A 24,152-nucleotide genomic window follows, 5' to 3' on the forward strand; every position below is an offset into this window, starting at 1 on the left:
TATACAGAAGGTTTTGTGTTTCACAATTGTTAGTTTTTATTTCATCAACTAGAAATAGATTGTTCATAGTTTTTTCATACCTTTGGACTACTATTAATTTATCAACAAGCGGGTCCGCCCCACAGGCGGTCTTATCAATAAAAATACCTATACGGAGGAACATAAATGAACTTTATCAAACGGGCCTTTTGGAATATGAAGGCTAAAAAGGGAAAAACGTTATTGCAATTATTTGTGTTTACAGTCATCTGTGTCTTTGTTCTGTCAGGCCTCACCATCCAGTCCGCAGCACAAAAATCAAGTGAACTGGCCAGACAGGAGCTCGGCGGAAGCGTAACGCTTCAAGTTGACCGCCAAAAGCAAATGGAAAAACAGCAGGACAGCGGAGAAAAACGCAGCTTCGAATCAACACCGATCACAGTGTCTGATGCAAACAAGCTTGCTGCACTTGATCATGTGAAGAGCTACAACTACATTACATCAGCTTCAGCCAACGCGGGAAACTTTGATGCGATTGAAAGCTCAAGCTCTAGTTCAAGTGATTCCAGCTCAAGCAGTTCAAGCTCAAATGCTAAAAACAGCCAAGGCGGCGGACAAGGCGGACCGCAAATGGTTCAAGCCGATCTTTCGATTGAAGGTGTCATCAGCACAGCGTTAGTCGATGATTTCTCTGACGGAGATTCAAAGATCACTAACGGACGCGCAATTACAAAATCTGATGTCGGCAAAAAGGTAACAGTGATTAACGAAACATTAGCGGAAGAAAATGATGTAAGCATTGGAGATTCGATCACAATTGAATCAGCAACAGACGAAGATACAACAGTGAAGCTGAAGATTGTCGGTATCTATAAAACAACGTCTTCAGGCGACGACCAAGCCCAAAATTTCTCTTTCTTAAATCCTTACAACAAGCTTTACACGCCTTACACAGCAACAGCAGCGCTGAAAGGCGACGGCTATAAAAATACGATTGACTCAGCTGTTTACTATATGGACGATGCGAAAAATATGGACAGTTTCGTAAAAGCAGCGAAGAAAACATCAATTGACTTCGATACGTACACACTGAATACAAACGATCAGCTTTACCAGCAAATGGTCGGCCCGATTGAAAATGTAGCTTCTTTCTCTAAAAACGTCGTGTATCTTGTATCAGTGGCAGGCGCTGTCATTCTCGGCCTGATTGTCATGATGTCAATCAGAGAGCGCAAATATGAGATGGGCGTGTTAATGGCCATCGGTGAAAAACGCTGGAAATTGATCGGACAGTTCTTAACTGAGATTCTGATCGTGGCCGTTATCGCAATCGGCCTTGCATCGGTAACGGGAAATCTAGTCGCGAACCAGCTCGGCAATCAGCTTTTATCCCAGCAGATCAGTTCATCAACTGATTCAACGCAAACCGCAAACGGACAAATGCCTGGCGGCGGTGGCGGCATGGGCGGCGGAATGTTCGGCCACAGCTCAGCAAACGTGAACGTTATCGATTCACTGAACGTCGCGGTTTCTATGAACGACATGCTTGTTCTTGGCGGAATCGGCATCTTAATCGCCATCATTGCAACATTGCTGCCGTCTATTTCAGTACTGCGGCTCCATCCGAAAACGATATTGACAAAACAAGAATAGAAAGAGGCGAAACCTATGAGCTTATTAGAATTTCAACAAGTCGGCTACTGGTATAAAGACAAAAGCCAGCCATTGTTTCAGGATATCAACATCAGCTTTCAAAAAGGAAAATTCTATACAATCGTCGGCACATCAGGGACAGGGAAAACCACTTTCCTGTCTCTGGCAGGCGGACTTGACGCACCAAAAGAAGGAACGATCCTTTACGATGGAAAAGCGGTTTCCAAAATCGGCTTAACAAATTTCAGAAATCAATATGTATCAATTGTCTTTCAGGCGTACAACCTGCTTCCATATATGACGGCTCTGCAGAACGTCACAACCGCCATGGAAATCACAGGTTCTAAAGAAAAGAACAAAGAAGCGTATGCGCTGGAAATGCTGCAGAAGGTTGGCATCAGTGAAAAACAAGCCCGTCAAAAAGTGCTGACATTAAGCGGCGGACAGCAGCAGCGGGTATCGATTACAAGAGCTTTCTGCTGTGATACGGATCTCATCGTAGCTGATGAACCGACTGGAAACCTTGATGAGGATACATCAAAAGAAATCGTGCGGCTCTTTCAAGGTCTGGCGCACAAGGAAAATAAATGCGTCATCATGGTAACGCACGATGAGCAAATTGCAAAAGTATCAGACATCAACATCAGGCTTTCAAGAGGAAGCTTTACTGTGAAGGAAAACGTCGCAGTCGTATAACAAAAGCGCGCCTCTGCCAGTGCAGACAGGGGCGCAACCTATATCCCCCTTTTATATAGAAGTGAACATAAAAAGAGCGGTGGCTGCATCCCCCCGCTCTTTTTATTGTTTCTTTTTTTCTGATCCCTTTGATTTCTCTCTTCGCTTCTTTTTCCAAACGGCTATTATAAACAAGAAAAGCGGAAATAAAAGCTGAAAGGGCAAATGAATATACAGCGGCACCACCTTCAGGCCTTCGTTCAGATGCTCCGAAAAATTAGTCGCGATGGTAATGGAAAGGATTAAGATACCCAGTCCCATCGGATATGCCAATTGAGAAGGGTTCTTTTCCTTAAAGAGCGTGGACGCGCCCACCACCACTGCGTATAAGTAGAGGCTGACCTTGAAGAAACCGCCGATGATCAGCGCCAGCATAAAAAAGACATCGAGACGGTCTAGAAATTCTTCAACCTTAATCGTCTGAATCGTACTTAAAAGCGGAAACTGGGATCTGAGTGTAAGATCAACATCAAGCACGCTAATATTAATCGCCACGGTAAGCGCCACAACCAATCCGCTGATGGCTATGGCAGCCATTCCCACTTTCTTTACATCTTTTCGGTCATTAAGATTAGGGAATATCATCACAAATAAAACAACTTCACCAAACGGAACGTACATGGTCTGTGTGAAAACAGAGTGAATGACAGGAACAATGCCGTCTTCTAAAACCGGTTTTAAATTCTGCGTATCTATGGAACCCGAGACAATAATCAGCACAAGGCCGAGAGCGCCCAGTAAATACATGGCTCCGAAAAGAAGCTCAGCCGCACGTGCGAGCACTTCAATTCCTTTTCTGACGGCATATATGCTAACAATCATTAATAAAGCGTTCACAATCAGAATCGGTGTATCATGATAAGCAAACGTCAACAGCATTTCCCCAAAATCCCGCAGCACCCGTGCTGCAATATAGGCAAAGTACAGGATATACAGAAATGAAAACAGCCAGCTCAGCTTGGTTCCGAGCATATCATCCATATATTCTTTCGGTGAAGATTCGGGGTAACATTGATAAATGCCTTGATACAAATAGTAAAGAAACAAACCGGCCGCACAGCCCAATAGAACCGCTATCCAAGCATCCCTGCCCGCCATTGAACCCGGTGTAATCAATAAGGAGCTGCCCAGCTCAAAAATAATAACCATGACAAACAGCTGTCTTATGCTGATTTTGGCTTTTTCCACCTGGCATGTCCCCTTTCTCCAGACCTATTCATCTTCAAGCTGGTGTTGGATTGGATTGTTGCGCAATCCCGTTCTTCTGATATACGTCTCTGCCTTCACATCGACTGGCAGTTCGGGCAAATACTCTTTATCCCAAGTGTCTTTCATTTTTTCCCACTGCTTCGGATACTTTCTGTATATCGTGTCACCAAATCCGATAAAGTCAATTTTATTCTTCTTGACCATTTTCACAGTGTTGGTGATTTCCTTTTCCAACTCTTTGTTGAGAGCTTTTTCAATGGCAGACAGCACCTTTGGATCAGACAATTGGAAAGGGTATTTGACAGCATCTATAATTCCTTCAACCGCCACACGCACGTGGATGTGCGGACGTCCGTTCCGCATCTCAGGTACGAGCTTTGTGGTTTGATGAGTGACCTGTAAGCTGACCGCGTCCTTTGTCTTGTCCCAATCAGCATTAATAAACGTATGCTGAACCTTGTTCATAAGCCAGACAGCTCCAACGCTTTCTTTATCCTCGATCCAATACTTTAAATGGCCTGACTTATTAAAAACCGCCAAACCGTCTGCCTGAAGAATGGCTTTCGGATCTGTTGCCTGCGTGTTTTCCATGCTGATTCCTTTTTTTTCGTCGCCAATCATCATATATCCCGGGATAACCGGTGCTCTTGTGTTGGTGGCAAGTTGTTTCAGGACGTCCTGAATATTGGTTTTGACCACCCGTCCGTATTGCGCCTCCGTGAAGTCGAGTGTTTTATTGACTTTATTTGACGGGATTTTATCAATCGGCGTCAGGATTTTCACGATGTTTTCCGCTTTCGTTTTATGAGCGATGACAACTGTGGCCGTTGTCCTGAATTCTGTGTCGCGATCAAGATTATCTAACACAAAATCCAAGCCTTCCTCTCTCGCCAGCTTTTCACTGATCGCAACGAGATTGGTATGGGCAAAGTAAAGCCGCCGGGATACTTTCATGGAGGCTTTTCTGAGAGCTTCCGTCATGTTGTCGCCTTCAATTGAATAAACGGATACAGGCGGCCTGTCTCCAGCACCGCCTCCCTGAAGCCCGCCGGCAACATTTCCGGGATTGATAATTTGAAAATGTAGCACGTAGTTGCCTTCGTTTGTCCGATCGATGCCAATCGCCGAGATAATCGCAAGGTCCGTCAGTTCCCGCTTATCCCAGCAGCCAGGCAGCACAATCACGCTCAAAAGCATGAGGACGGTTAATACACGTTTACGTACCATTCTGATCCCCTTCTTCCAAATCTTTGTTCACCATTCCGCGTGAACCGTCAGGCTCTGGGCGTTGATCATCCCCCTGCCGCACCTTATCTTGCTTGCTGATTGATTCCGGCCTTTTTTCATCAGCCCACCATGGCACCCTGAACAATGTGTCCTTTACCCCTTGAGATGAAAAAGGAGCGAGCGGCGACATATAAGGAACACCGAATGAGCGCAGGCTGCATAAATGGACAAACATCATAATAATGCCTAAAATCAGCCCGTAAAACCCCATAATAGAGGACGCAATAATAAAGATAAATCGAATGAGACGGGCTGAAATCGCCATGGCGAAAGCCGGTGTCGCGAAGCTGGCAATCGCGGTGATCGCAACGATAATGACCATGGCCGGAGAGACGATACCAGCCTGTACAGCAGCCTGTCCGATAACAAGCGCACCTACGATCGATACTGCCGAGCCGACGACACGCGGCAGCCTGACACCGGCTTCTCTGAGAATCTCAAAAGCAACCTCCATCGTAAGTGCTTCGACGACAGCTGGAAACGGGACAATTTCCCGCTGGGCTGCAATGACGACTAACAGCTGCGTCGGGATCATTTCCTGGTGAAACGTCGTGGCTGCCACGTAAACAGCCGGAGCCACGAGTGAAATAAAAAAGACTAAAACCCGCAGAACCCGTATGCTTGTCGCAATGTCAAAACGCGAATAGTAATCTTCAACAGACTGAAAGAATTGAACAAATAAGGCCGGGGCAATAAGCACAAACGGTGTTCCGTCCACAACGATCGCAAATCTTCCTTCTAACAGATTTCCCGCTACAACATCAGGGCGTTCTGTATGATACATGGTCGGAAACGTCGTAAAGGTTTCATCTTCAATCAGCTGCTCGATATATCCGGATTCTAAAATACTGTCTATGTCTATTTTTTTCAGGCGCTGCTTCACTTCCTTCAGCACCTTTTCATCACAAATGCCATGAATGTACATGAGCGCGACATCCGTGTGGGTTACAGACCCGATTTTCATTTTCTCTACCCATACATTCGGATTTTTGATGTATCGGCGGATCATGGAAATATTGGTTTGAAGAGACTCTGTAAATCCTTGGCGCGGGCCGCGGAAAGACACCTGGGTGCTCGGCTCTTGAATGGAACGCTGCTCGCCCCCTTGAGTGCTGCAGATAAGCGCTTCATCATAACCATCAGCAAAAACGAGCGCATTGCCGAGCATTAATTCAGAAAAAAGCTTGTCCCAGCTCTTTTCCGCTTTCACTCCGCCTAACGGGAGCGTTTTTTCAAGAATCTGCTGGATCGGATGAGGGTTTTGGATAGACTCATCCTGTACCAAAGGCTCGATTAACGATTCATGGATCGTGTTATTATCGACCAGCCCTGCAATATAAATAACAGCTAGATGGATACGATCCTGCTCCCCAATTTTAATCTCGCGAATGATGACGTCCGAGCTGCTTCCGACCTCCTTCTTCGTTTCCGCTATATTTTTTGCCAAACTTGCGGAAACGAGAACCGGTCTTTCATTTTCTTGCTGCTGATCCTGATTCTTTTCTTCTGTTTTCTGTTTATCTTTCGAATCGGTCTTTTCCTTTTGCTTAGAAAATAAAGGCATACACAAAATACCTTTCCTAGTTATTTTCTCATATTCTTCCTTTTGGAGTTCAGATTATGCATGCTGATGGCTGCGGTATAACTTCTCCGATAAAGATAGACACTAAAAGTGGAGGGTGATGAAGCATGAAGATATTAGGCGTGACAGGGGTCATACTGATTTGTTTATTAACCATTTCTGTTTTTATGGACATGCTTCAAGGTTTCAGTTTGACAAAAGCCATTTATAACAATGTGTCCAGCTTTAAGATGACGACGTTTGCAGAATGGGTCGTGCTTTTATTTTTTGTTTTCATATTAGTGAGAGAAATGTACGTGATCTATAAATCGAAAAAAAAGAACCCCTAAAGCGGGGCGCTTTTTTTCAAGCGATAATATTGCCGTCTGCTGTATCGCTGCTATGTCTGTTGATGGTTCCTTTGAAGATTCGATTGCCGATGATTTTGGAATTGGTTGAGGTGTTTGTTTGAATAGCTGTCGCCGTGCCTGCGGAGAGGTTATTGATGGTGTTTCCAGAGATGATAGAGCCTGCAGAACCGTTGATATAAATGACAATCGGGTTTCCGGCTGTTCTGTTGACAGAAATGGTGTTATCAAAAATTTCATGCACACCGGCGTTAATATAGATGGTAACCAAAAGCGGAGATCTCTCGAAATGGTTGCCGATAATTGAGGTTTTCGCACTTGTGGAACAGTAAATCGGGTAATTTTTAAACTCTTTACATGTGTTGTTTTTGATGATAGCGCTGGCATTGTTTGTAACAGAAACAGCATATGATTCTGGGGCTGCTTCAAACGCGTCAGGATTCAGTGTATTTCCTTCAATCACCGCGTTTCCTTGAGCGATCCAGATCCCCCGGCTGAATTTTCTCAGCACATTATCTTTAATGATCATATCGCCTCCGGAAATGTTCACGCCGTCAATGACTTGAATGAGGCAGTTATTCAGAAATGCGCTATCATCTGACAGCACTGCGCGAAGGCCGGTACTGCGCCTTGTTTCAGACAGTCCGTTTTGAATCTGGTTGCCATCTACCTTTACGTCGGAAGACTGATAAACCAATATCCCTGTGTTTTCAAAGTTGCTGATTTTATTGTTCGTGACAAGAACGCTCTTTCCCCTGACATCAATCCCGGTTGAAAACCCGGTAATGAGATTGCCTGCGATGACCGCATCACTGCTCTCTTTTCCTTGTGACACACCGAGTCCGGTAATCCCAACTCTAGGCGCAGCAGCAGCGCCTTCCGCCCGTCTGAGAATATTTCCTTTAATTACCGTTTGCGTTCCATACCCATAACTGATCGTATTGTCTGAGTGGTTTCCTTCTATTGAAATGCCGTACCCGTTAAAATTGGTCACAGAACTTGAAACGTTTCCGATAAAATGGTTATTGCGAATGGATACATTGATCGGTTCTTCATAATCAATATCACCTTCTCCATATCCTTCTATGTCTATTCCGAATCTCGGTGCTGTTCCATTCCCCGTTCCGGCATCTGCAATCACGCAGTCCTCCACCGTGACCATATCACATCCGGTAATGGAAATATTATTTCTTCTCGACCGCCGAACCTCACAGCGGCGGATGATAATTTGCTCTGACGTTCGATAATCATGATTTGTCTTTAATCCCCTCGGACTGACAATGATCCCGTCCCCGGTAAAATCAGAAATTTTGACATCATCAATGACAACATTCGAGCATCCTTCAATGCAAATGCCAAAGCCCCATTCATGGGTTGATCTTATTCCTGCGGACGCATACGTATGCTCATCGCGTTCACCGATAAGTTGTCCCCCGGAAATGGTTATATTCTCTTGCTTGCCTACATAAAATGCGGAATAACCCCACGAACTGTTCGGGATCACTTTGATGATACACTCGGGGTCCATCACAATCTCAAGGTTGCCGGGAACAATGATCCCGGCGTTTCGAAACTTCTGATTGGGATCTCCTCCAAGCGTTCCGTCTATTAAATATGTTCCCTTTGGAAACCAGACAGTATGATATCCTTTCGAAACAGCCGTACTGAGGCATTGATTAATCAGTTCTGTTGAATCCGTTTTACCATCTCCTGAGATACCGAAATCCGCCGCATTTAATATGAATTCAGCCAATTGCGAGCCTCCTTCTCTATGATTACTATCATGATACTCACAAAGGCCCGATCCGCTTGTACATTTCTCTAAAATTTTATTAAAAAAATATAAAGGAATAGTTTTGTAAGCAAACCTTACAAAAAAGGACTTAATAATTAGGATGAAATCACTATTTTTATACATTTATAATTTTTCCATTATGGAACTGTTTGAAATGAGTATAAATTATATTGACACAAGTATTATATAAGAATATGATTTTTATAATACACTTTTTTAAGAAAGGGTTTGGCTGACATGGCTTCGATTGATAACGAAAGTATCATTAAAAGCGTCCCGCAAAAAGGGTTCTTTGGTCACCCGCGAGGACTATTTACACTATTTTTCACCGAATTTTGGGAGCGTTTCTCTTACTATGGTATGAGAGCAATCTTGCTTTACTATCTGTATACAGAGACGGTAAACGGAGGGCTTGGCTTTGACAAAGGCACAGCAGTTGCCATTATGTCGATTTACGGTTCTCTCGTATACATGTCCACTATTATTGGCGGATGGCTTGCTGACCGGGTATTCGGAACCGCAAACACCGTGTTTTACGGCGGCATATTCATTATGTTCGGCCACATTGCACTCGCCTATCCGGGCAGCGCGACAGCATTCTATATCAGCATGGTGCTTATCATTATCGGAACAGGCTTATTAAAACCAAACGTTTCAAGCGTGGTTGGAGATCTTTACACGAAAGAAGACCCGCGCCGCGACTCAGGTTTTAGTATTTTCTACATGGGGATTAACCTTGGCGGTTTACTCGCGCCGTTAATTGTCGGAACACTCGGACAGAAGTACAACTATCATCTCGGCTTCGGAACTGCCGCTGTTGGAATGCTTCTCGGACTTATCGTATTTGCTCTGACAAGAAAGAATAACCTCGGGCTTGCAGGCTCAAATGTGCCGAATCCGCTGTCTAAAAAATCTGCGATTGGTACTGGAATCGGTGTTATCATTGTGGCAATCGCAGTGATTATCTCTGTACAAACAGGCATGCTGACGATCAATGGTTTCATCAACCTTGTAAGTATTCTCGGTATTTTGATTCCTATTGTTTATTTCATCATCATGTTTACAAGCAAAAAAGCGGACAAAACAGAAAAATCTCGTCTTGCCGCTTACATCCCTTTGTTTATCGGTGCTGTCATGTTCTGGGCCATTCAGGAACAGGGAGCGACCATTCTTGCGGTTTACGCTGATGAACGCATAAGGCTTTCATTGGGTGGATTAGAACTTCAGTCATCTTGGTTCCAATCATTAAATCCATTGTTTGTTGTCATTTTTGCGCCAATTTTTGCGTGGCTATGGATGAAGCTTGGCAAACGCCAGCCGTCCACGCCAGTTAAATTCTCAATCGGAATTATTCTAGCTGGCTTGTCATTTATCATTATGGTTTTCCCTGCAATGCAAGGAAAAGAAGCACTCGTAAGCCCGCTTTGGCTCGTTCTCAGCTTCCTGCTTGTCGTGCTTGGAGAGCTGTGTCTGTCTCCAGTCGGTTTATCCGTAACAACGAAACTGGCGCCAGCTGCATTCTCTGCACAGACAATGAGTATGTGGTTTCTGACTAACGCAGCAGCCCAAGCGATCAATGCCCAAGTAGCCGGATTATTTGATAAAATTCCTGAAACAACTTACTTCGGCACCATCGGTTTGATATCTATCGTACTTGGCGGCATCCTCCTGCTGCTTTCGCCGATTATCAAACGTGCGATGAAAGGGGTCTTATAATAAGAAACAGCCCGCGGATTTTGATCTGCGGGCTGTTTTTTTTATTTGTCCATCCATTTGCTGAAGCTTTGATCAAAGGCTTGCGGTTCTTCCAGCATCGGCTGATGGCCGCTCTTCTCAAAAATAACCTTCTCCACATGGGGATATAAACCGGCAACAGCATCCCAGAGTGTAACAGGCGCAACTAGATAATCATATCTTCCTAAGCCGATGTAAACCGGCACTTGAACATCAGCTAACCTCTGAATAAGATCAAGCTGGGCAAATGTATGCCCCCATAATTCATCAATAATCGGCATATTCGTGAAAACACCGTCCCATAAAGAAGCAGCATGCGGCCGCTCTTGATAAAAGCTTTTCGCTTCAGCGCGAATACACATGTGCACAAAGCGTCTCTCGGGATCTTTTTTGATGTCCAGCGGCAAATTCACGATATCTTTTTCAAAGCGTTTTTTTCTCTCAAGACTGGCTGTCTCCATGAAAAACGATTCACTTTTTCGCTGTCTTGCTTCACTGTTATCAGGTGCAGTGTTGAAAAGCGCAACCTTCCGGACATGTTCAGGATATGTCCTGGCATATTCTAAAGCCATAAATGCGTGTCCAGAATGACCCAAGATGACCACATCCTCAATCTGAAGAGACGTTCTCAGCCTTTCAATATCGGCCAAAACGGCTTCAAGCCTCAGATCTTCTGTCCGCAATTCCCGCTTTGGCTTGGCAAATCCTCTGTGATCAGCAAATATCCATTGATATTTCTGTTTGATATCTGAGGAAAAAAGACGCGGGTAGTAAACCGCACTTCCGATCACAAGGATGGGTGCGCCCTCTCCCTCGATTCGATAAGATAAATCAAAACCGTCTGAGTGACAGATTCCCGTACGTTCCATTTCTCACGCCCCCTTTGTTTTCATTATATAAAATAAAAGCCTGACGCATGGCGTCAGGCTTTCGATATTACCGTTTTAATTCCTCAAGCGTCTTTTCCCATCTGTTCAGCACCTCTTCAGGGCTGTGAAGCTGGATACGGACACCAGAAGTCAAACCAGCATATTTCGCCACATCCTCCTTCATTGAAACGATGCGGCAGGCAAAACGGTCTCTGTCATATTCGGCTTCTTTCAGAGGCGGCAAAGGCTCGCATTGCAGCTTCACATAATGAGCGGCTCCCTTCCACCATGCCGTGAACTGCGCTTTTCCTGTGCAAAGGATGTTGGCTGCAGTCGCTGTGTTTTTCCACAGAGCGATTCGGATATCTGTTCGGCTCAGAGCGATGATTTCTCCCGCGCTGATCATAGCGGCGTGCGGCCAGCCGTCCTCCGCTACCGTTTGCAGAACGAAAGCCTCATGCTGCTTCTCATTCAAGCGATTCCCGTCAAGCAGCTCAAAGAGGCGGTCTGACATACAGTTCACGCTGATCAAGCCTTTCGTTCCGGCACAGCCGGAACTTCAATTGCTGTTTCTGTTTCCTTCGGATCAATTTTAAACGCTGGATTGTATTTCGCCGGATTTGTAATGCTTTCCGGCTCACAGGATCTCCATGTGAAAAAACATGTTTGACACTGATAAACTTCCCATGCGCCTTCTACAGGCGATTTGCTCATGACTTCTCCCTTTTTCGAATCGCAACGAGGACATGTATGCATTTCGATCATCCTTTCCTTATTTATTCATTAAGTCCATTAATTTTTGTTCCCATTCTTTCGTTGTTAATGGTGAATCAAGCGGCTGTGAATAATGGCCTCTTGTTTCCGGCGCAACCGGTGTAGTGGCGTCAAGAATCATTTTGTGAGTGATTCCTGATGGATTAGATCCCGGGTCAAGCGGCAGGACAGATAAGTCTGGAATGATGACCGCATCGTGCTTCGGATGCATTTTGGTCGAAAGCGCCCACATGACCTGCGGCAGGTTGAATGGATCGACATCCTCGTCAACGACAATGACCATTTTGCAGTAGCCGAGTCCGTGCGGTGTTGTGAGCGCGCGCATGCCGACTGCTTTCGCAAATCCGCCATAGCGTGTTTTTGTGGAAACAATCGCGATCAAACCGTGTGTGTACATGGCGTTCACAGCCACAATTTCATTCGGATACGCTTCTTTTAACTGCTGATAAAGCGGCACACAAGTGTTAATGCCAATCATGTAATCGCATTCTGTCCAAGGCATGCCTAAGTATAAATGTTCAAAAATCGGATTGTTTCTATGATACACTCGTTTAATTTTAATAATCGGCATGCTGCGTCCGCCGGAATAATGGCCTGTGAACTCACCGAACGGGCCTTCATATTCACGCTCTCCGGCAATGATTTCACCTTCAAGCACTACTTCAGCGCCCCATGGAACATCAAGATCAGACAGCTTAGATTTCACGATGCGATATGGTTCACCTTGAATTGCGCCTGCCATTTCGTATTCTGATTGATCATAAAGAAGCGGAGTCGATGCCGCCGTTGTTATGACCGGCTCACAGCCGAGCGCAATGGTGACCGGAAGATTGATGCCGCGTTCTTCAGCTTGACGCAGATGGATCGCAATATCGTGCTGCGGCACAGGCTGAATGCCAAGGCGGTCTTTTCCTTTAACCTGCATTCTGTAAATCCCGACGTTTTGTTTGCCGAAATTCTCAGGATCTTCAAGGTCGCGGGAAATGACACATGCTTTGTCTAAATAGTAACCGCCGTCTCCTTGGTTAATTCTGAAAAGAGGCAGTATATTGAACAAATTGATATCTTCTGTGATTTCATTTTCATGAAACGGCGCTGATTCCTCACGTTTGACTGGCATCGGAAACTGGTCATAACGTTTCGCAAATTCAAAAAACTGTTCTTTCACCGGCGTGTCTTTCGGCATGCCCAGCATCATTGCATGGTTCGGCCAGGAGCCGATCACATTCATCGCAATTTGCGCGTTGTGATAGCCATAAATGTTATTAAATAAGAGCGCGGGGCTTTTATCGCCAAGATTGCTGGCTGCGCGTGCTGCAGCCCCTATATCCGGCTCCGGCTTTACCTCTTCATTCACTGTTAGCAGCTGTCCTTCTTTTTCAAGGGCAGCGAGAAATTCTCTGAAATCTTGATAAGCCATGATCAAGCTCCTCCTTTTTGTTTTTCAATCCCATTCCAGCGTTTCGCTTCAGGAAGGCGAATGCCGAATTGGTCCAACGTTCTGAATACAATATGGTCAACCATTTCCTCTAAGCTGCTCGGCTGATTATAAAATGCCGGCATCGGAGGAAGAATGATGGTACCCATTTTCGTAAGCGCTAGCATATTTTCGAGATGAATCTGGTTCAAAGGCGTCTCTCTCGTTAAGAGGACGAGTTTTTTTCTCTCCTTGAGCATGACATCCGCCGCACGCGTCAGCAGATTATCCGCCATCCCGGTGCGAATGCTTGCGAGAGATTTCATGCTGCATGGCGCAACAATCATTCCATCGGTATCAAACGACCCGCTTGAAATGGCTGCCGCCTGGTCCTTATGCGAATAAGTGTATGTGGCCAGTTGTTCTACTTCTTTTAAGGTATAGCCTGTTTCGTGTTTGATCGTGACGTTAGCCCAAGGAGACACGACGAGATGGGTTTCTACTTCGGCCGCCTTCAGCCACTCCAGCAGCCTGACCCCAAAAATAGCCCCTGTTGCCCCTGTCATTCCGACAACGAGTTTCACTTTGCCCCCTCCTTTACGCTTGAATTCTGCTTTCATTTCCATCATACTCCTGATATATCCATATGAAAAATATCTGTTAAATCTATATTTAATACCTAAAAGGTATAGTTAGGAGGCACTTTCTTTTGGACATTCGCCAGCTTCGATATTTCATTACCATTGCCCAAGAACAGAAAATCACGTCCGCCGCCAAAAAACTCCACATGGCGCAGCCGCCTTTAAGCAGGCAGCTGAAACAGCTGGAGGATGAGCTAGGTGTTGTTCTGTTTGACCGGAATAAGAAAAAACAAATGACGCTTACATATGAAGGAACTGTTTTTCTGAAAAGAGCCAAGGAGATTCTGCATAGGTTTGAGGATGCCGTCATCGAGGTACAAGAGCTGAAGGAGGAGGTAGCCGGCACGCTGGCAGTGGGTTCAACGATTTATTGCGCGGCTCTGATGCTTGAAAAAGTAACACAGATCAAAGAGAGATACCCGCACCTCACCTTTAATATTTGGGAGAATGAGCCTGCGACACTGTTAGAGCTGCTGGAAAGCCGTCAAATCGATGCTGCGGTCACGACGACACTGATCAAAAGCGATACAGTTCAATTCAAACAGCTTGATGATATTCCATGTGTGCTCGTGCTTTCAGAAGAAGCCGGGTATCCGTGTGGTGACACCATTAAAATGGAGGACATTCCTTCTTTTCCGCTGATTCTGCTGCGGCCTGTCAACGGAAAAGGCGTCTATAATCAGGTCATGAATGAATTTCATCGTTTGAATCTGGAGCCGCGCATTGTTTGCGAATGCCACGATTCCGCAACTTTGCTCAGTCTCGTCTCATCCGGATTCGGCGCGTCCATTCTGCCCGTCACGATGATTCCCGTCCATATGAGAAACCACGTTCACACCGTCCATATCGAAAACAATCCCTTCATTATGACACCGGCAGTCATGTGGAGAACAGACAGTTATTTGCCAAAACCGGTACAGCAATTTTTGGATTTGTTTTAAAAGATTTTGCCTTATGAAAACCAAATACTTGACTCATACTAAAAAAAAGTTATCCTTTAGATTTGTAAGCTAATTTTTTATTTCAATAAAATCAACCAGAAAAGTGGGGAATAAGATGAAAAAAGCATTATTGGCTTTATTCATGGTCGTAAGCATTGCCGTTCTCGCAGCTTGCGGAGCAGGAAATGACAATCAGTCAAAAGATAACGCCAAAGATGGCGATCTTTGGGCTTCTATTAAGAAAAAAGGTGTGCTGACAGTCGGTACGGAAGGAACATATGAACCGTTCACTTACCACGACAAAGACACTGACAAGCTGACTGGCTATGATGTGGAAGTCATCACAGAAGTCGCAAAACGCCTGGGACTGAAAGTCGACTTTAAGGAAACGCAATGGGACAGCATGTTTGCCGGCCTGAATTCCAAACGGTTTGACGTCATTGCCAACCAAGTCGGAAAAACAGATCGTGAAGACAAATATGATTTCTCAGATAAATACACAACATCAAGAGCCGTTGTCGTGACGAAAAAAGACAACAACGATATTAAGTCCGAAGCAGATGTAAAAGGAAAAACATCAGCTCAATCACTGACAAGCAACTACAACAAATTAGCTACAGATGCGGGCGCGAAAGTAGAAGGTGTTGAAGGCTTGGCACAATCCCTTCAATTGATCCAGCAAGGCCGCGTCGATATGACATACAACGATAAGCTTGCCGTATTGAACTACTTAAAAACATCAGGCAACAAAAACGTGAAAATCGCGTTTGAAACAGGCGATCCTCAGGAAACGTACTTCACGTTCCGCAAAGGAAGCGGCGAGGTTGTTGATCAAGTCAACAAAGCTTTAAAAGAAATGAAAGAGGACGGGACTCTTTCTAAAATTTCTAAAAAATGGTTCGGCGAAGATGTTTCTAAATAATCTGCCGGCATTGACGCTTGGCACGGCGATCCCGTGGGATCTGGTGCAGCAGTCATTCTGGCCGATACTTTCAGGGGGAATCTACTATACGATTCCCCTTACCATTCTTTCCTTTATATTCGGAATGATACTGGCGCTGATTACGGCGCTTGCCAGAATGTCGAAAGTGAGACCTTTGAGATGGGTGTTCAGCATATACGTATCCGCGATACGGGGCACTCCTCTTCTCGTTCAATTGTTCATCATTTTCTATCTGTTCCCGGCCTTTAACATCACATTAGATCCATTTCCAAGCGCAGTTATCGCCTTTTCATTAAACGTCGGCGCCTATGCATCTGAAATCATTCGGGCATCTATTTTATCCGTGCCGAAAGGGCAATGGGAAGCCGGCTACACAATTGGCATGACACATCAGAAAACACTGTTCCGCGTCATTTTGCCGCAGGCGTTTCGTGTGTCGATCCCGCCATTATCCAATACCTTTATCAGTCTGATCAAAGATACATCCCTTGCCTCTCAGATTTTGGTCGCTGAGCTGTTCAGAAAAGCTCAGGAAATCGGCGCGCGGAATCTTGATCAGATTTTAGTGATCTATATTGAAGCAGCCTTTATTTATTGGATTATCTGCTTCCTGCTTTCACTCGTCCAGCATGTCATCGAACGGCGTCTTGACCGCTACGTGGCCAAATAAGGAGGTTCCGAGTATGCTTACCGTTAAAGGATTAAACAAATCATTCGGTGAAAATGAAATTTTAAAAAAGATAGATATGAAGATTGAAAAAGGGAAAGTCATCGCCATACTTGGGCCTTCAGGTTCAGGGAAAACGACGCTGCTCCGCTGCCTGAACGCGCTGGAGATTCCGAATCGCGGGGAGCTTGCATTTGATGATTTCTCCATCGATTTCTCCAAAAAAGTGAAACAGGCAGATATCCTAAAGCTGCGCCGGAAATCCGGAATGGTATTCCAGGCGTATCACCTGTTCCCGCACCGCACAGCCCTTGAAAACGTGATGGAGGGCCCTGTTCAGGTGCAAAAACGGAACAAAGAGGAAGTCAGAAAAGAAGCGATTCAGCTTCTTGAAAAAGTCGGATTGAAGGACAAAATGGATTTATATCCGTTCCAGCTCTCCGGCGGCCAGCAGCAGCGCGTCGGCATCGCCCGTGCATTGGCGATTCAGCCTGAGCTCATGCTGTTTGACGAACCGACCTCAGCGCTTGACCCCGAGCTTGTCGGAGAGGTGCTGAAGGTTATCAAGGATTTGGCCAACGAAGGCTGGACCATGGTCGTCGTAACTCACGAAATCAAATTCGCCCAGGATGTGGCGGATGAAGTCATCTTCATCGACGGCGGCGTAATCGTGGAACAGGGACCGCCGGAGCAAATTTTCTCCGCACCAAAGGAAGAACGGACGCAGCGGTTCTTGAACCGGATTTTGAACCCGCTGTAAAAAGAAAAACAGGGCGTCAGCGTCCTGTTTCAGATTGTTGACAAAATCCTAAAACGATTTCGTTTTAGGATTTTGTCATTTTCAGCGTGATTGAAAGTCTAGGAAGGGCGAGCATTGGAGCACAGCGAATGTTAAATTCGTGAGCACCGAAGCGCAGGCCTGACAACGAATGCAAGGGTTTGCCAATACGCTGAAACAGGGCGCCTGCGGCGGCCCTGTTTTTTCGTTGAGCCCCTTTCGCCTATTCCGCCCTTCTGTCAGATGTGCTACAATGACAATCGACTGATTTTTACGAAAGAAGGGACCTCACGTGAAGCAAGAACTTGTTCTGCGCTGGACATTTTATTTTGCCGGTTTGATCATTTTGGCTTTTGGTGTATCCCTGACGATAGAAGGAAAAGCACTCGGCATTAGCCCGTGGGATGCATTTCATTACAGCCTGTTTCAGCACTTCGGGCTTACCGTCGGCCAGTGGTCCATCATTATTGGAGCGCTCATCGTCGGATTAACGTCATTGTTTACGAGGGCTTGGCCAAAAATTGGGGCGATCCTGAATATGGTGCTCATTGGTATATTTATAGATTTTTTCAATTTCATTCTGCCTGCCCCCTCGACCTACACGGGCTCCGTCATCGTCTTCTCTCTCGGTGTGCTCCTGATCGGCTACGGCGTCGGTGTTTATGTATCAGCAGGCCTTGGCGCGGGGCCGCGTGATTCACTGATGATGCTGATTACAGAAAAAACCGGCTGGAATGTGCAATGGGTGCGGAACGGCATGGAAATAACAATTTTATTTGCGGCATGGGGCATGGGCGGCCCGATCGGTTTTGGCACTATTTTGACCGCCATCCTCACCGGACTCATTTTGCGCTTTTCATTGCCCCAGTCAATCCAGCTGCTGAATTATGCTGTGGCAAGGCGGACAGCCGCTGTGAAAGCATCTCCGCCTATACACTAAAACAAAGCCGCCTCGGCTTTGTTTTTTTATTTTCTCCTCTATATGAGTCTTGTTGAAGTATGATAGGATGGTTTTGACAATCTTTTGCAGACGGAGGATCTAGAATGAAGATTTACGGAATGTATATGGACCGCCCGCTTTCACAGGAAGAGACTGAACGGTTAATGTCTTTCATATCGCCTGAAAAACAGGAGAAATGCCGGAGATTTTATCATAAAGAAGATGCTCACCGCACCCTGCTGGGAGATGTGCTCGTTCGCTCAGTCATCAGCGGACAGTATCAGCTGGACAAAGCCGACATCCGATTCGGCGCGCAGGAATACGGGAAGCCCTGCATCCCTGATCTTCCTAACGCCCATTTCAACATTTCTCACTCTGGCCGCTGGGTCGTTTGTGCGTTTGATTCACAGCCGATTGGCATCGATATTGAAAAAATGAAACCGATCAGCCTTGAGATCGCCAAACGTTTCTTTTCAAAAACAGAGTACAGCGACCTTTTGGCAAAAAATAAGGACGAGCAGACAGACTATTTTTATCATCTATGGTCAATGAAAGAAAGCTTTATCAAACAGGAAGGCAAAGGCTTATCGCTTCCGCTTGATTCCTTTTCAGTGCGCCTGCACCAGGACGGGAAAGTATCCATTGAGCTTCCGGACAGCCATACACCGTGCTATATCAAAACCTATGAGGTGGATCCCGCCTACAAAATGGCTGTGTGTGCCGCGCACCACGATTTCCCCGAGGATATCACAATGGTCTCGTACGGAGCGCTTTTATAAGTGGCTCATCAGCAGCTTGACGCCATGCTCAATATCTTCCGTTTTCACATTGGAAATACTGATTTTTAATAGATTTTCTTTCGGATAATCTGATAAATAATGACGGTCTATCGCCTCAAGGAGAACCCCTTGTTTTTTCAGCCTTTGAATCACCCTTGAGGCTGGCAGATCCCGAGGAAGCACCAGATGGGTGTGCATGCAGGGTGCCTGTCCGCTGGAGAACGTAAAGCGGCCGCTTCCCAGCTGCCTATGTGTTTGGATGGCTTGATGAAGCCTCAGTGACCGTTCCTTATAGGAAGCGCGGATCTTCTTCTTATGCCTGCCGTACATGCCGCTTTTCAGATAAATCTCCAACGCTGCTTGAGAAATCATCGAGCAGTCGATGTCGTTCAGCTTTTTGTACGTGTGAAACGTGTCAGCCAGCGCATCCGGCAAAACAGCGGCCCCCACGCGAAGGCCGGGGAACATCATTTTCGAGAAGCTTTTCAAATAAATGACATGCGAGGACAGATCATATGCGTACAGCGGATCTGCCTTTTTATTTTCCTCCAAATCACCGAGATAATCATCCTCAACGAGATAGACATCATACATTTCTGCCAGTCTCACAAGCTCTTGTTTATCTCGCTCTGACAAAGAGCAGCCAAGCGGGTTATGGAAGCGCGGCATCGTATAAAAAAATTTGATCGATTCTGTCTGAAACAGCCGCTCGACCTCGGCTATATCTAGCCCCTCTTCTGTTCTTCTCACTCCGATAGCAGGAATCCCAAGCGTCTCAAGCTGTTCAATCATCAAATGATAGCCCGGCTGTTCAATGGCGATCTTCTCTTTCCCATTTGGAAACGGCATTGCACAAAGCAGGGACAACGCCTGCTGAACACCTGATGTGATGAAAATATGCCGTTCATCCGCAAATACCTGCTGATTGGCCAGCAGCTTTCGGAGTACGCGAATGAGTGATGGAAGCCCCTTTGGCGTTCCATAAATAAACAAATCATTTTTGTATGTATCAATCGCTTTGTTGATGCAGTGCTGAAAATCAAGATATGGAAACACCTCGGGGTCCGGTGCAGATGTGGCAAAGTCGATGGGGCCCGGCTGCCCGCTTTTTGATTTTCCCGTCTTTTTCACAATATAATAGCCGCTTTTCGGAACCGAGTAGATGAGGTGGCGCTTTTCCAGCTCCTGCAGCGCGCGGATCACTGTGCTTTTGCTGACTTGGCAGCGGGCGGACAGCTGACGGATGGACGGGAGCCTGTCTCCTTCTTGATAGGCGCTGCTTTGCATCATCTCCTCTATCCTCGTTAAAAGACTCATATATTTCTCCATGCTTCTCCCCCTGTTTTGTACCGGTACAGTTCATTGTTTTTCTCATTGTATCGTTCTGGTCACAGCCATACAATAAAATAAAGCGACCGGCGCTGCAATTCAGATAAAGGAGCACCTCCCATTATGGTTAAAAATCAGCAAGCCTCCGCTTATATGGCGGCTATCTTATATTCGTTCATTATCGGTTTATCCTTTCTATTCGTAAAAATCGCACTGCAAACAGCTGAACCGTTTGATATTCTGGCACACCGGTTCACCATTGCGTTTGCCGCGGCCACTGTACCGGTCTTATTTGGCTGGGTAAAGCTATCAATCCGTGTAAAGGACGTCATTGCCATTTTGCCGCTCGCCCTGCTGTATCCGGCATTGTTTTTCAGCTTTCAGGCATTCGGCCTTGTGTACTCCTCCTCCTCTGAAGCGGGGATTATTCAGGCAGCGATTCCGATTTTCACGATGGTCCTTGCCGCCTATGTTTTAAAGGAACGCTCGACATGGACGCAGAAGGGCTTTACGGTTTTATCCGTTGCCGGCGTCATGTTTATTTTTGTGATGAAAGGCGTTGACGTGGAATCAGCCAGCTTAAAAGGATCTCTGCTGATCCTGCTGTCCGCTTTGTCCTCCGCGATGTACAATACCGCTGCCAGAAAAATGACGCAGCGGTTCAAGCTGACCGAGCTCACCTACATCATGTCAGCGATCGGCTTTGTCGCCTTCAACGCCATCGCCCTTGTGCGCCACGGAGCGGCTGGAACTGTCGGCACTTATGTTCAGCCATTCCGGGTGCCCGATTTTGTTCTCGCGATTGTATATTTGGGCGTGCTGTCTTCACTCGTCACTTCGTTTTTGTCCAACTATACGCTATCGCGGATTGAGGCGTTTAAAATGAGCGCTTTTAATCATGTGTCTACCATCGTGACGATGATTGCAGGAGTGGTGATTCTAAACGAAAGCCTGGCCTGGTATCATCTTGCCGGAGCGGTTTGTATTATTATTGGCGTGCTGGGGAGCAATACCAATCTGCAGAAAAAGACAAATCGCCATAGGGCCCCTGCAAAAAAATGAGAAATTATGCTAGACTGGTAGGAAAAACATGGTTTGAGGTGTAAGGTTACCGTATGACTCAATATGCTAGTGAAAGTATTAATCTTCCAGGAGAGATTACTTTTAAAGACGTAAGAGAAATCTTTTTTTATCAACTCGGAAAAATCTCATTCTTTTACTTTATATTGTTTTGCGCCATTTTTGCTGCAGTTCATTTCATTAACGGATGGCCCCGTATTGTTTATGGCAGCGAAGCGCTTAACTTGTTTATGAATAGTATTTTCATTATCGTGATGTCTGTTCTGTTTACACTGCTGCTCCTCCTTCTTCTATATGTAAAGTTTTTCAGAGCATACAAGAAGAACGAACGGATCAAATCCAAAAGAACGTATACCCTCAATCAAGAAGGAATCCGTATATGTTCTAAAAAGTATGACCTTATTTTTAATTGGAATGAAATCACGGCTGTTTTCGAATATAAAAATATCTTCCGGATCAATACATCCAGCAGCCAATATATTGCGATACCAAAACATTTTTTTCATTCCAAAGAGGAGATGAACAGATTCCGAGGAATTATCCTTAATCATACCGAAACAAAAAAAGTAAAATTCAAAAAGGATCAGCGCTAACAGTGCTGATCCTTTTATATTGATTGATGCGTTTCTTTTGCCTTCTGTTTATCTAAAAACGGCACCAGCTCTATTCCAGCCGATACACCTACAAACACGATGCACACAACAACAATCAGCAGATAATCATGGGCCATGTCAAAAAACAACCCGCCTGCATACACGCTGAGAGCTCCGGCGATCTGATGAATAAAGAAATTGATGCCTAACAGCGAGCCGATCAATCCTGTTTGATAGCTTTCTGAAATAGACGCCGCCGTCAGCGGGATCACACCTGTGTAACTGAGCCCGAATAACAGGATAAAACTGAAGTACCAAAGTTCGCTGTGATGGATTCCGAGAATGGGAATGAGTAGGCAAATCAGGCTGAGCAGCCGAATGAAAAATAAAATGGATAACATCATGCTTCTGCTGCCGAGGAGATCTGACAGCCAGCCTGCCAGTAATCCGCCAATGATAATAAACGCCCCGAACGCGGCCATCATTCCGTTGACATGAGAGACATGTGCATCCTTCAGCATCGGAACGAGATGAGCATCAATGATTCCCATTGTAAATCCGCATGTAAACACGCCGAAGTAAAGGATATGAATAAGACGAGACTGCTTTACCACGTTCCAAAATCCCCGCCAGTCATAAGATTTTTTCACTGACGGCGCTTGCACATGTGGCGGGTGTTTCATCCCGAAGGCAAGGAGCGGCAGCAGAACTGCCGCCATGACGATGCCCAATAGGGTATAGGTGTTTTGCCAGCCGGCATGATACGGAGCCGCGGCCCAAATGGGCGAGAGCAACAGCAGGCCCGCTGAGTTGGCATTGGTCAAAATAGCGAGCGCCAGACCTTTGTGTGTGTCAAACCAGCGGCTGATGAAATACTGGGTCGTCACGCCGACTGCACACGAATAGCCGATTCCACCGAGCACTCCGTAAATGGCAGAAAACACATGAACATTCGGTGAATACGGAAGCACCAAAAAGCTTGCGCTGATACAAACAGCTCCGAGCGCCATAATTTTTCTGACGCTGAACCGGTCAATAAAAAAACCGACAAAAAACTGAACGATGCCCGTTGTAATCATAAAAATGCTGACTGAAACCGAGATCAGCGACCTGTCGGCATGAAAGGTATCCGCCATCGGCAGCATAAAAAATTGAAAGGAATTTCTGAATGAGTTCATTCCGATGGCGAAAACAAACGTAAACAGCAATACAAACCATTTCATCTTGGGAGACACGTGCATGTTTCGACCTGCCTTTATTTGAGTATTGCGACTATTATATCATGTAAAAATTGACATTCCATGCAAAAAAAGCGGAACAGCCAGCGCTGTCCGCTTTTGATCACGATTGAATGATCGGATGCTGATTCAATATCGCAAAAATCCGTTCTGCCACTTCTTCCGTATGTGACAGCAGAAACATGTGCCCGCCGGCAAATTCATGGAATGTGATGTCTTTCGCCCACTTCTTCCAGCCTTCCGCATCCCGTATGCATTTTTCATCATCATGCCCGTTAAAGACATGAACAGGCGATTGGATCGAGGCCACATCGTGAAGCTCAAATTGTTCAAGAGCCCGGTAATCTGATCTGAAGGAAGGTAAGAAAAAGGACATGACCTCCTTATTTTCCACAAGCTCCGCAGGCATCCCTCCTAATTTGATAATATGATCGAGAAACTGATCATCTGGCAGATGGGACACTTTCTTCCGCTGAATATGCGGCGGCTGTATCGCAGAAATGATAACCGCCTGCGGAAATATGCCTTCCCGCTCCAGCTTTTGCGCCAGCCTGAAGGTGATCATTCCGCCCATACTGTGTCCGAACAGCACAAACGGCCGATCAGGACGAAGGTTCAATTCTTGTTTGTACAAATCGGTCAGCTCTTCGAGATCCTCAATGGCTGACGTTTGATTCGTTCCGTGTCCCGGCGGCTCGGCAGCGAGCATCTCACATTCCCCTTGCAAAAAAGCATGGAGAGGGCGAAACGATGCCGAGTAGCCGCCGGCAAATGGAAAACAGATGAGCTGCGTTTGTTCCGACGCATCAAATGATTTGAAGAGTTGGCTCATTGGCCGTCTC

At 45.8% G+C, this 24,152-nt stretch carries 24 protein-coding genes; 12 read left to right on the forward strand and 12 right to left on the reverse strand.

Annotated elements, in window-relative coordinates; genetic code table 11:
* The first annotated feature begins 165 nt into the window (after nucleotides 1-165).
* A complete protein-coding gene (locus AC0DBE_RS10995) occupies nucleotides 166-1,632 on the forward strand; it encodes an ABC transporter permease (protein WP_472962127.1) in 1,467 nt (488 codons plus the stop codon).
* A 15-nt stretch (nucleotides 1,633-1,647) separates the two neighbouring features.
* Complete coding sequence (locus tag AC0DBE_RS11000) at nucleotides 1,648-2,328, forward strand: ABC transporter ATP-binding protein (RefSeq protein WP_061186186.1); 681 nt, start codon at nucleotides 1,648-1,650, stop codon at nucleotides 2,326-2,328.
* A gap of 102 nt (nucleotides 2,329-2,430) precedes the next feature.
* Here the strand turns inward: AC0DBE_RS11000 and AC0DBE_RS11005 are convergent, their stop codons facing one another.
* From AC0DBE_RS11005 to gerKA, 3 genes are read right to left on the reverse strand one after another with little or no spacing between them, the layout of a single operon-like run.
* Nucleotides 2,431-3,555 (reverse strand): spore germination protein, encoded by a 1,125-nt coding sequence (locus tag AC0DBE_RS11005; RefSeq protein ID WP_014112644.1) that lies wholly within the window; start codon nucleotides 3,553-3,555, stop codon nucleotides 2,431-2,433.
* 24 nt (nucleotides 3,556-3,579) lie between these two features.
* Nucleotides 3,580-4,803, reverse strand: a complete 1,224-nt coding sequence (locus tag AC0DBE_RS11010) for a Ger(x)C family spore germination protein (protein WP_014112643.1) — start codon at nucleotides 4,801-4,803, stop codon at nucleotides 3,580-3,582.
* Complete coding sequence (gerKA, locus tag AC0DBE_RS11015; protein ID WP_472962130.1) at nucleotides 4,793-6,427, reverse strand: spore germination protein GerKA; 1,635 nt, start codon at nucleotides 6,425-6,427, stop codon at nucleotides 4,793-4,795. The genes AC0DBE_RS11010 and gerKA overlap by 11 nt, the downstream gene beginning before the upstream one ends.
* Before the next feature lie 125 nt (nucleotides 6,428-6,552).
* Between gerKA and AC0DBE_RS11020 the strand changes: the two genes are divergently transcribed.
* Entirely contained in the window at nucleotides 6,553-6,774 is a 222-nt protein-coding gene (locus AC0DBE_RS11020) for a YczF family membrane protein (RefSeq protein ID WP_014112641.1), read from the forward strand.
* A gap of 16 nt (nucleotides 6,775-6,790) precedes the next feature.
* On the opposite strand, the gene AC0DBE_RS11025 is transcribed toward AC0DBE_RS11020, so the two are convergent.
* Nucleotides 6,791-8,545 (reverse strand): right-handed parallel beta-helix repeat-containing protein, encoded by a 1,755-nt coding sequence (locus tag AC0DBE_RS11025; protein ID WP_061186182.1) that lies wholly within the window; start codon nucleotides 8,543-8,545, stop codon nucleotides 6,791-6,793.
* Nucleotides 8,546-8,824: 279 nt separating this feature from the next.
* Here AC0DBE_RS11025 and AC0DBE_RS11030 point away from each other — a divergent pair, with 279 nt between their 5' ends.
* The gene (locus AC0DBE_RS11030) at nucleotides 8,825-10,303 is read left to right on the forward strand and encodes a peptide MFS transporter (RefSeq protein ID WP_072183609.1); all 1,479 of its coding nucleotides are present in this window, start codon (nucleotides 8,825-8,827) and stop codon (nucleotides 10,301-10,303) included.
* A gap of 41 nt (nucleotides 10,304-10,344) precedes the next feature.
* Here the strand turns inward: AC0DBE_RS11030 and AC0DBE_RS11035 are convergent, their stop codons facing one another.
* The 5 genes from AC0DBE_RS11035 to AC0DBE_RS11055 all read right to left on the reverse strand — a co-directional run bounded on the left by AC0DBE_RS11035 (nucleotide 10,345) and on the right by AC0DBE_RS11055 (nucleotide 14,001).
* On the reverse strand, nucleotides 10,345-11,190 hold the full coding sequence (locus AC0DBE_RS11035; RefSeq protein ID WP_372402425.1) for an alpha/beta fold hydrolase: 846 nt from the start codon (nucleotides 11,188-11,190) through the stop codon (nucleotides 10,345-10,347).
* A 67-nt stretch (nucleotides 11,191-11,257) separates the two neighbouring features.
* The gene (locus AC0DBE_RS11040; protein WP_472962133.1) at nucleotides 11,258-11,722 is read right to left on the reverse strand and encodes a pyridoxamine 5'-phosphate oxidase family protein; all 465 of its coding nucleotides are present in this window, start codon (nucleotides 11,720-11,722) and stop codon (nucleotides 11,258-11,260) included.
* Entirely contained in the window at nucleotides 11,719-11,946 is a 228-nt protein-coding gene (gene bsdD, locus AC0DBE_RS11045; RefSeq protein WP_019257455.1) for a phenolic acid decarboxylase subunit BsdD, read from the reverse strand. The genes AC0DBE_RS11040 and bsdD overlap by 4 nt, the downstream gene beginning before the upstream one ends.
* Before the next feature lie 16 nt (nucleotides 11,947-11,962).
* On the reverse strand, nucleotides 11,963-13,384 hold the full coding sequence (bsdC, locus tag AC0DBE_RS11050) for a phenolic acid decarboxylase BsdC (protein ID WP_326197776.1): 1,422 nt from the start codon (nucleotides 13,382-13,384) through the stop codon (nucleotides 11,963-11,965).
* A gap of 2 nt (nucleotides 13,385-13,386) precedes the next feature.
* The gene (locus tag AC0DBE_RS11055) at nucleotides 13,387-14,001 is read right to left on the reverse strand and encodes a non-oxidative hydroxyarylic acid decarboxylases subunit B (RefSeq protein WP_029316764.1); all 615 of its coding nucleotides are present in this window, start codon (nucleotides 13,999-14,001) and stop codon (nucleotides 13,387-13,389) included.
* Nucleotides 14,002-14,090: 89 nt separating this feature from the next.
* Between AC0DBE_RS11055 and bsdA the strand changes: the two genes are divergently transcribed.
* The 6 genes from bsdA to AC0DBE_RS11085 all read left to right on the forward strand — a co-directional run bounded on the left by bsdA (nucleotide 14,091) and on the right by AC0DBE_RS11085 (nucleotide 19,070).
* Nucleotides 14,091-14,963 carry a transcriptional regulator BsdA gene (gene bsdA / locus AC0DBE_RS11060; RefSeq protein ID WP_014112633.1) on the forward strand — a complete coding sequence of 291 codons (873 nt, stop codon included), beginning with the start codon at nucleotides 14,091-14,093 and terminating at the stop codon, nucleotides 14,961-14,963.
* A gap of 115 nt (nucleotides 14,964-15,078) precedes the next feature.
* The gene (gene tcyA, locus AC0DBE_RS11065) at nucleotides 15,079-15,885 is read left to right on the forward strand and encodes a cystine ABC transporter substrate-binding lipoprotein TcyA (protein ID WP_061186179.1); all 807 of its coding nucleotides are present in this window, start codon (nucleotides 15,079-15,081) and stop codon (nucleotides 15,883-15,885) included.
* Nucleotides 15,872-16,576 carry a cystine ABC transporter permease TcyB gene (gene tcyB, locus AC0DBE_RS11070; protein ID WP_014112631.1) on the forward strand — a complete coding sequence of 235 codons (705 nt, stop codon included), beginning with the start codon at nucleotides 15,872-15,874 and terminating at the stop codon, nucleotides 16,574-16,576. Before tcyA ends, tcyB begins: the two co-directional genes overlap by 14 nt.
* Before the next feature lie 13 nt (nucleotides 16,577-16,589).
* Nucleotides 16,590-17,333 (forward strand): cystine ABC transporter ATP-binding protein TcyC, encoded by a 744-nt coding sequence (gene tcyC / locus AC0DBE_RS11075; protein WP_014112630.1) that lies wholly within the window; start codon nucleotides 16,590-16,592, stop codon nucleotides 17,331-17,333.
* A 310-nt stretch (nucleotides 17,334-17,643) separates the two neighbouring features.
* Nucleotides 17,644-18,291 (forward strand): YczE/YyaS/YitT family protein, encoded by a 648-nt coding sequence (locus tag AC0DBE_RS11080; RefSeq protein WP_014112627.1) that lies wholly within the window; start codon nucleotides 17,644-17,646, stop codon nucleotides 18,289-18,291.
* Between the two features lie 104 nt (nucleotides 18,292-18,395).
* Nucleotides 18,396-19,070, forward strand: a complete 675-nt coding sequence (locus AC0DBE_RS11085) for a 4'-phosphopantetheinyl transferase family protein (RefSeq protein WP_472962138.1) — start codon at nucleotides 18,396-18,398, stop codon at nucleotides 19,068-19,070.
* On the opposite strand, the gene AC0DBE_RS11090 is transcribed toward AC0DBE_RS11085, so the two are convergent.
* Complete coding sequence (locus AC0DBE_RS11090; protein WP_472962139.1) at nucleotides 19,065-20,399, reverse strand: aminotransferase-like domain-containing protein; 1,335 nt, start codon at nucleotides 20,397-20,399, stop codon at nucleotides 19,065-19,067. The genes AC0DBE_RS11085 and AC0DBE_RS11090 overlap by 6 nt on opposite strands.
* Nucleotides 20,400-20,522: 123 nt before the next feature.
* Between AC0DBE_RS11090 and AC0DBE_RS11095 the strand changes: the two genes are divergently transcribed.
* Entirely contained in the window at nucleotides 20,523-21,461 is a 939-nt protein-coding gene (locus AC0DBE_RS11095; RefSeq protein ID WP_472962140.1) for a DMT family transporter, read from the forward strand.
* Nucleotides 21,462-21,514: 53 nt separating this feature from the next.
* On the forward strand, nucleotides 21,515-22,072 hold the full coding sequence (locus tag AC0DBE_RS11100; RefSeq protein ID WP_014112623.1) for a YcxB family protein: 558 nt from the start codon (nucleotides 21,515-21,517) through the stop codon (nucleotides 22,070-22,072).
* Between the two features lie 14 nt (nucleotides 22,073-22,086).
* Here the strand turns inward: AC0DBE_RS11100 and AC0DBE_RS11105 are convergent, their stop codons facing one another.
* Both AC0DBE_RS11105 and srfAD read right to left on the reverse strand, forming a co-directional pair.
* The gene (locus AC0DBE_RS11105; RefSeq protein ID WP_472962141.1) at nucleotides 22,087-23,313 is read right to left on the reverse strand and encodes an MFS transporter; all 1,227 of its coding nucleotides are present in this window, start codon (nucleotides 23,311-23,313) and stop codon (nucleotides 22,087-22,089) included.
* Between the two features lie 100 nt (nucleotides 23,314-23,413).
* Complete coding sequence (gene srfAD / locus AC0DBE_RS11110) at nucleotides 23,414-24,142, reverse strand: surfactin biosynthesis thioesterase SrfAD (RefSeq protein WP_472962142.1); 729 nt, start codon at nucleotides 24,140-24,142, stop codon at nucleotides 23,414-23,416.
* Nucleotides 24,143-24,152: the final 10 nt, after the last annotated feature.

It is taken from the genome of Bacillus sp. VA15 (genome assembly GCF_055721145.1).

Coding starts and splice junctions, on each gene's coding strand:
- AC0DBE_RS11030 (WP_072183609.1), top strand. CDS start 8,825: ATGGCTTCGATTGATAACGAAAGTATCATTAAAAGCGTCCCGCAAAAA.
- AC0DBE_RS11085 (WP_472962138.1), top strand. CDS start 18,396: ATGAAGATTTACGGAATGTATATGGACCGCCCGCTTTCACAGGAAGAG.
- srfAD (WP_472962142.1), bottom strand. CDS start 24,142: ATGAGCCAACTCTTCAAATCATTTGATGCGTCGGAACAAACGCAGCTC.
- bsdC (WP_326197776.1), bottom strand. CDS start 13,384: ATGGCTTATCAAGATTTCAGAGAATTTCTCGCTGCCCTTGAAAAAGAA.
- AC0DBE_RS11055 (WP_029316764.1), bottom strand. CDS start 14,001: ATGAAAGCAGAATTCAAGCGTAAAGGAGGGGGCAAAGTGAAACTCGTT.
- AC0DBE_RS11020 (WP_014112641.1), top strand. CDS start 6,553: ATGAAGATATTAGGCGTGACAGGGGTCATACTGATTTGTTTATTAACC.
- tcyB (WP_014112631.1), top strand. CDS start 15,872: ATGTTTCTAAATAATCTGCCGGCATTGACGCTTGGCACGGCGATCCCG.
- AC0DBE_RS11105 (WP_472962141.1), bottom strand. CDS start 23,313: ATGCACGTGTCTCCCAAGATGAAATGGTTTGTATTGCTGTTTACGTTT.
- gerKA (WP_472962130.1), bottom strand. CDS start 6,427: ATGCCTTTATTTTCTAAGCAAAAGGAAAAGACCGATTCGAAAGATAAA.
- AC0DBE_RS10995 (WP_472962127.1), top strand. CDS start 166: ATGAACTTTATCAAACGGGCCTTTTGGAATATGAAGGCTAAAAAGGGA.
- AC0DBE_RS11000 (WP_061186186.1), top strand. CDS start 1,648: ATGAGCTTATTAGAATTTCAACAAGTCGGCTACTGGTATAAAGACAAA.
- tcyA (WP_061186179.1), top strand. CDS start 15,079: ATGAAAAAAGCATTATTGGCTTTATTCATGGTCGTAAGCATTGCCGTT.
- AC0DBE_RS11035 (WP_372402425.1), bottom strand. CDS start 11,190: ATGGAACGTACGGGAATCTGTCACTCAGACGGTTTTGATTTATCTTAT.
- AC0DBE_RS11095 (WP_472962140.1), top strand. CDS start 20,523: ATGGTTAAAAATCAGCAAGCCTCCGCTTATATGGCGGCTATCTTATAT.
- tcyC (WP_014112630.1), top strand. CDS start 16,590: ATGCTTACCGTTAAAGGATTAAACAAATCATTCGGTGAAAATGAAATT.
- bsdD (WP_019257455.1), bottom strand. CDS start 11,946: ATGCATACATGTCCTCGTTGCGATTCGAAAAAGGGAGAAGTCATGAGC.
- AC0DBE_RS11010 (WP_014112643.1), bottom strand. CDS start 4,803: ATGGTACGTAAACGTGTATTAACCGTCCTCATGCTTTTGAGCGTGATT.
- AC0DBE_RS11100 (WP_014112623.1), top strand. CDS start 21,515: ATGACTCAATATGCTAGTGAAAGTATTAATCTTCCAGGAGAGATTACT.
- AC0DBE_RS11090 (WP_472962139.1), bottom strand. CDS start 20,399: ATGGAGAAATATATGAGTCTTTTAACGAGGATAGAGGAGATGATGCAA.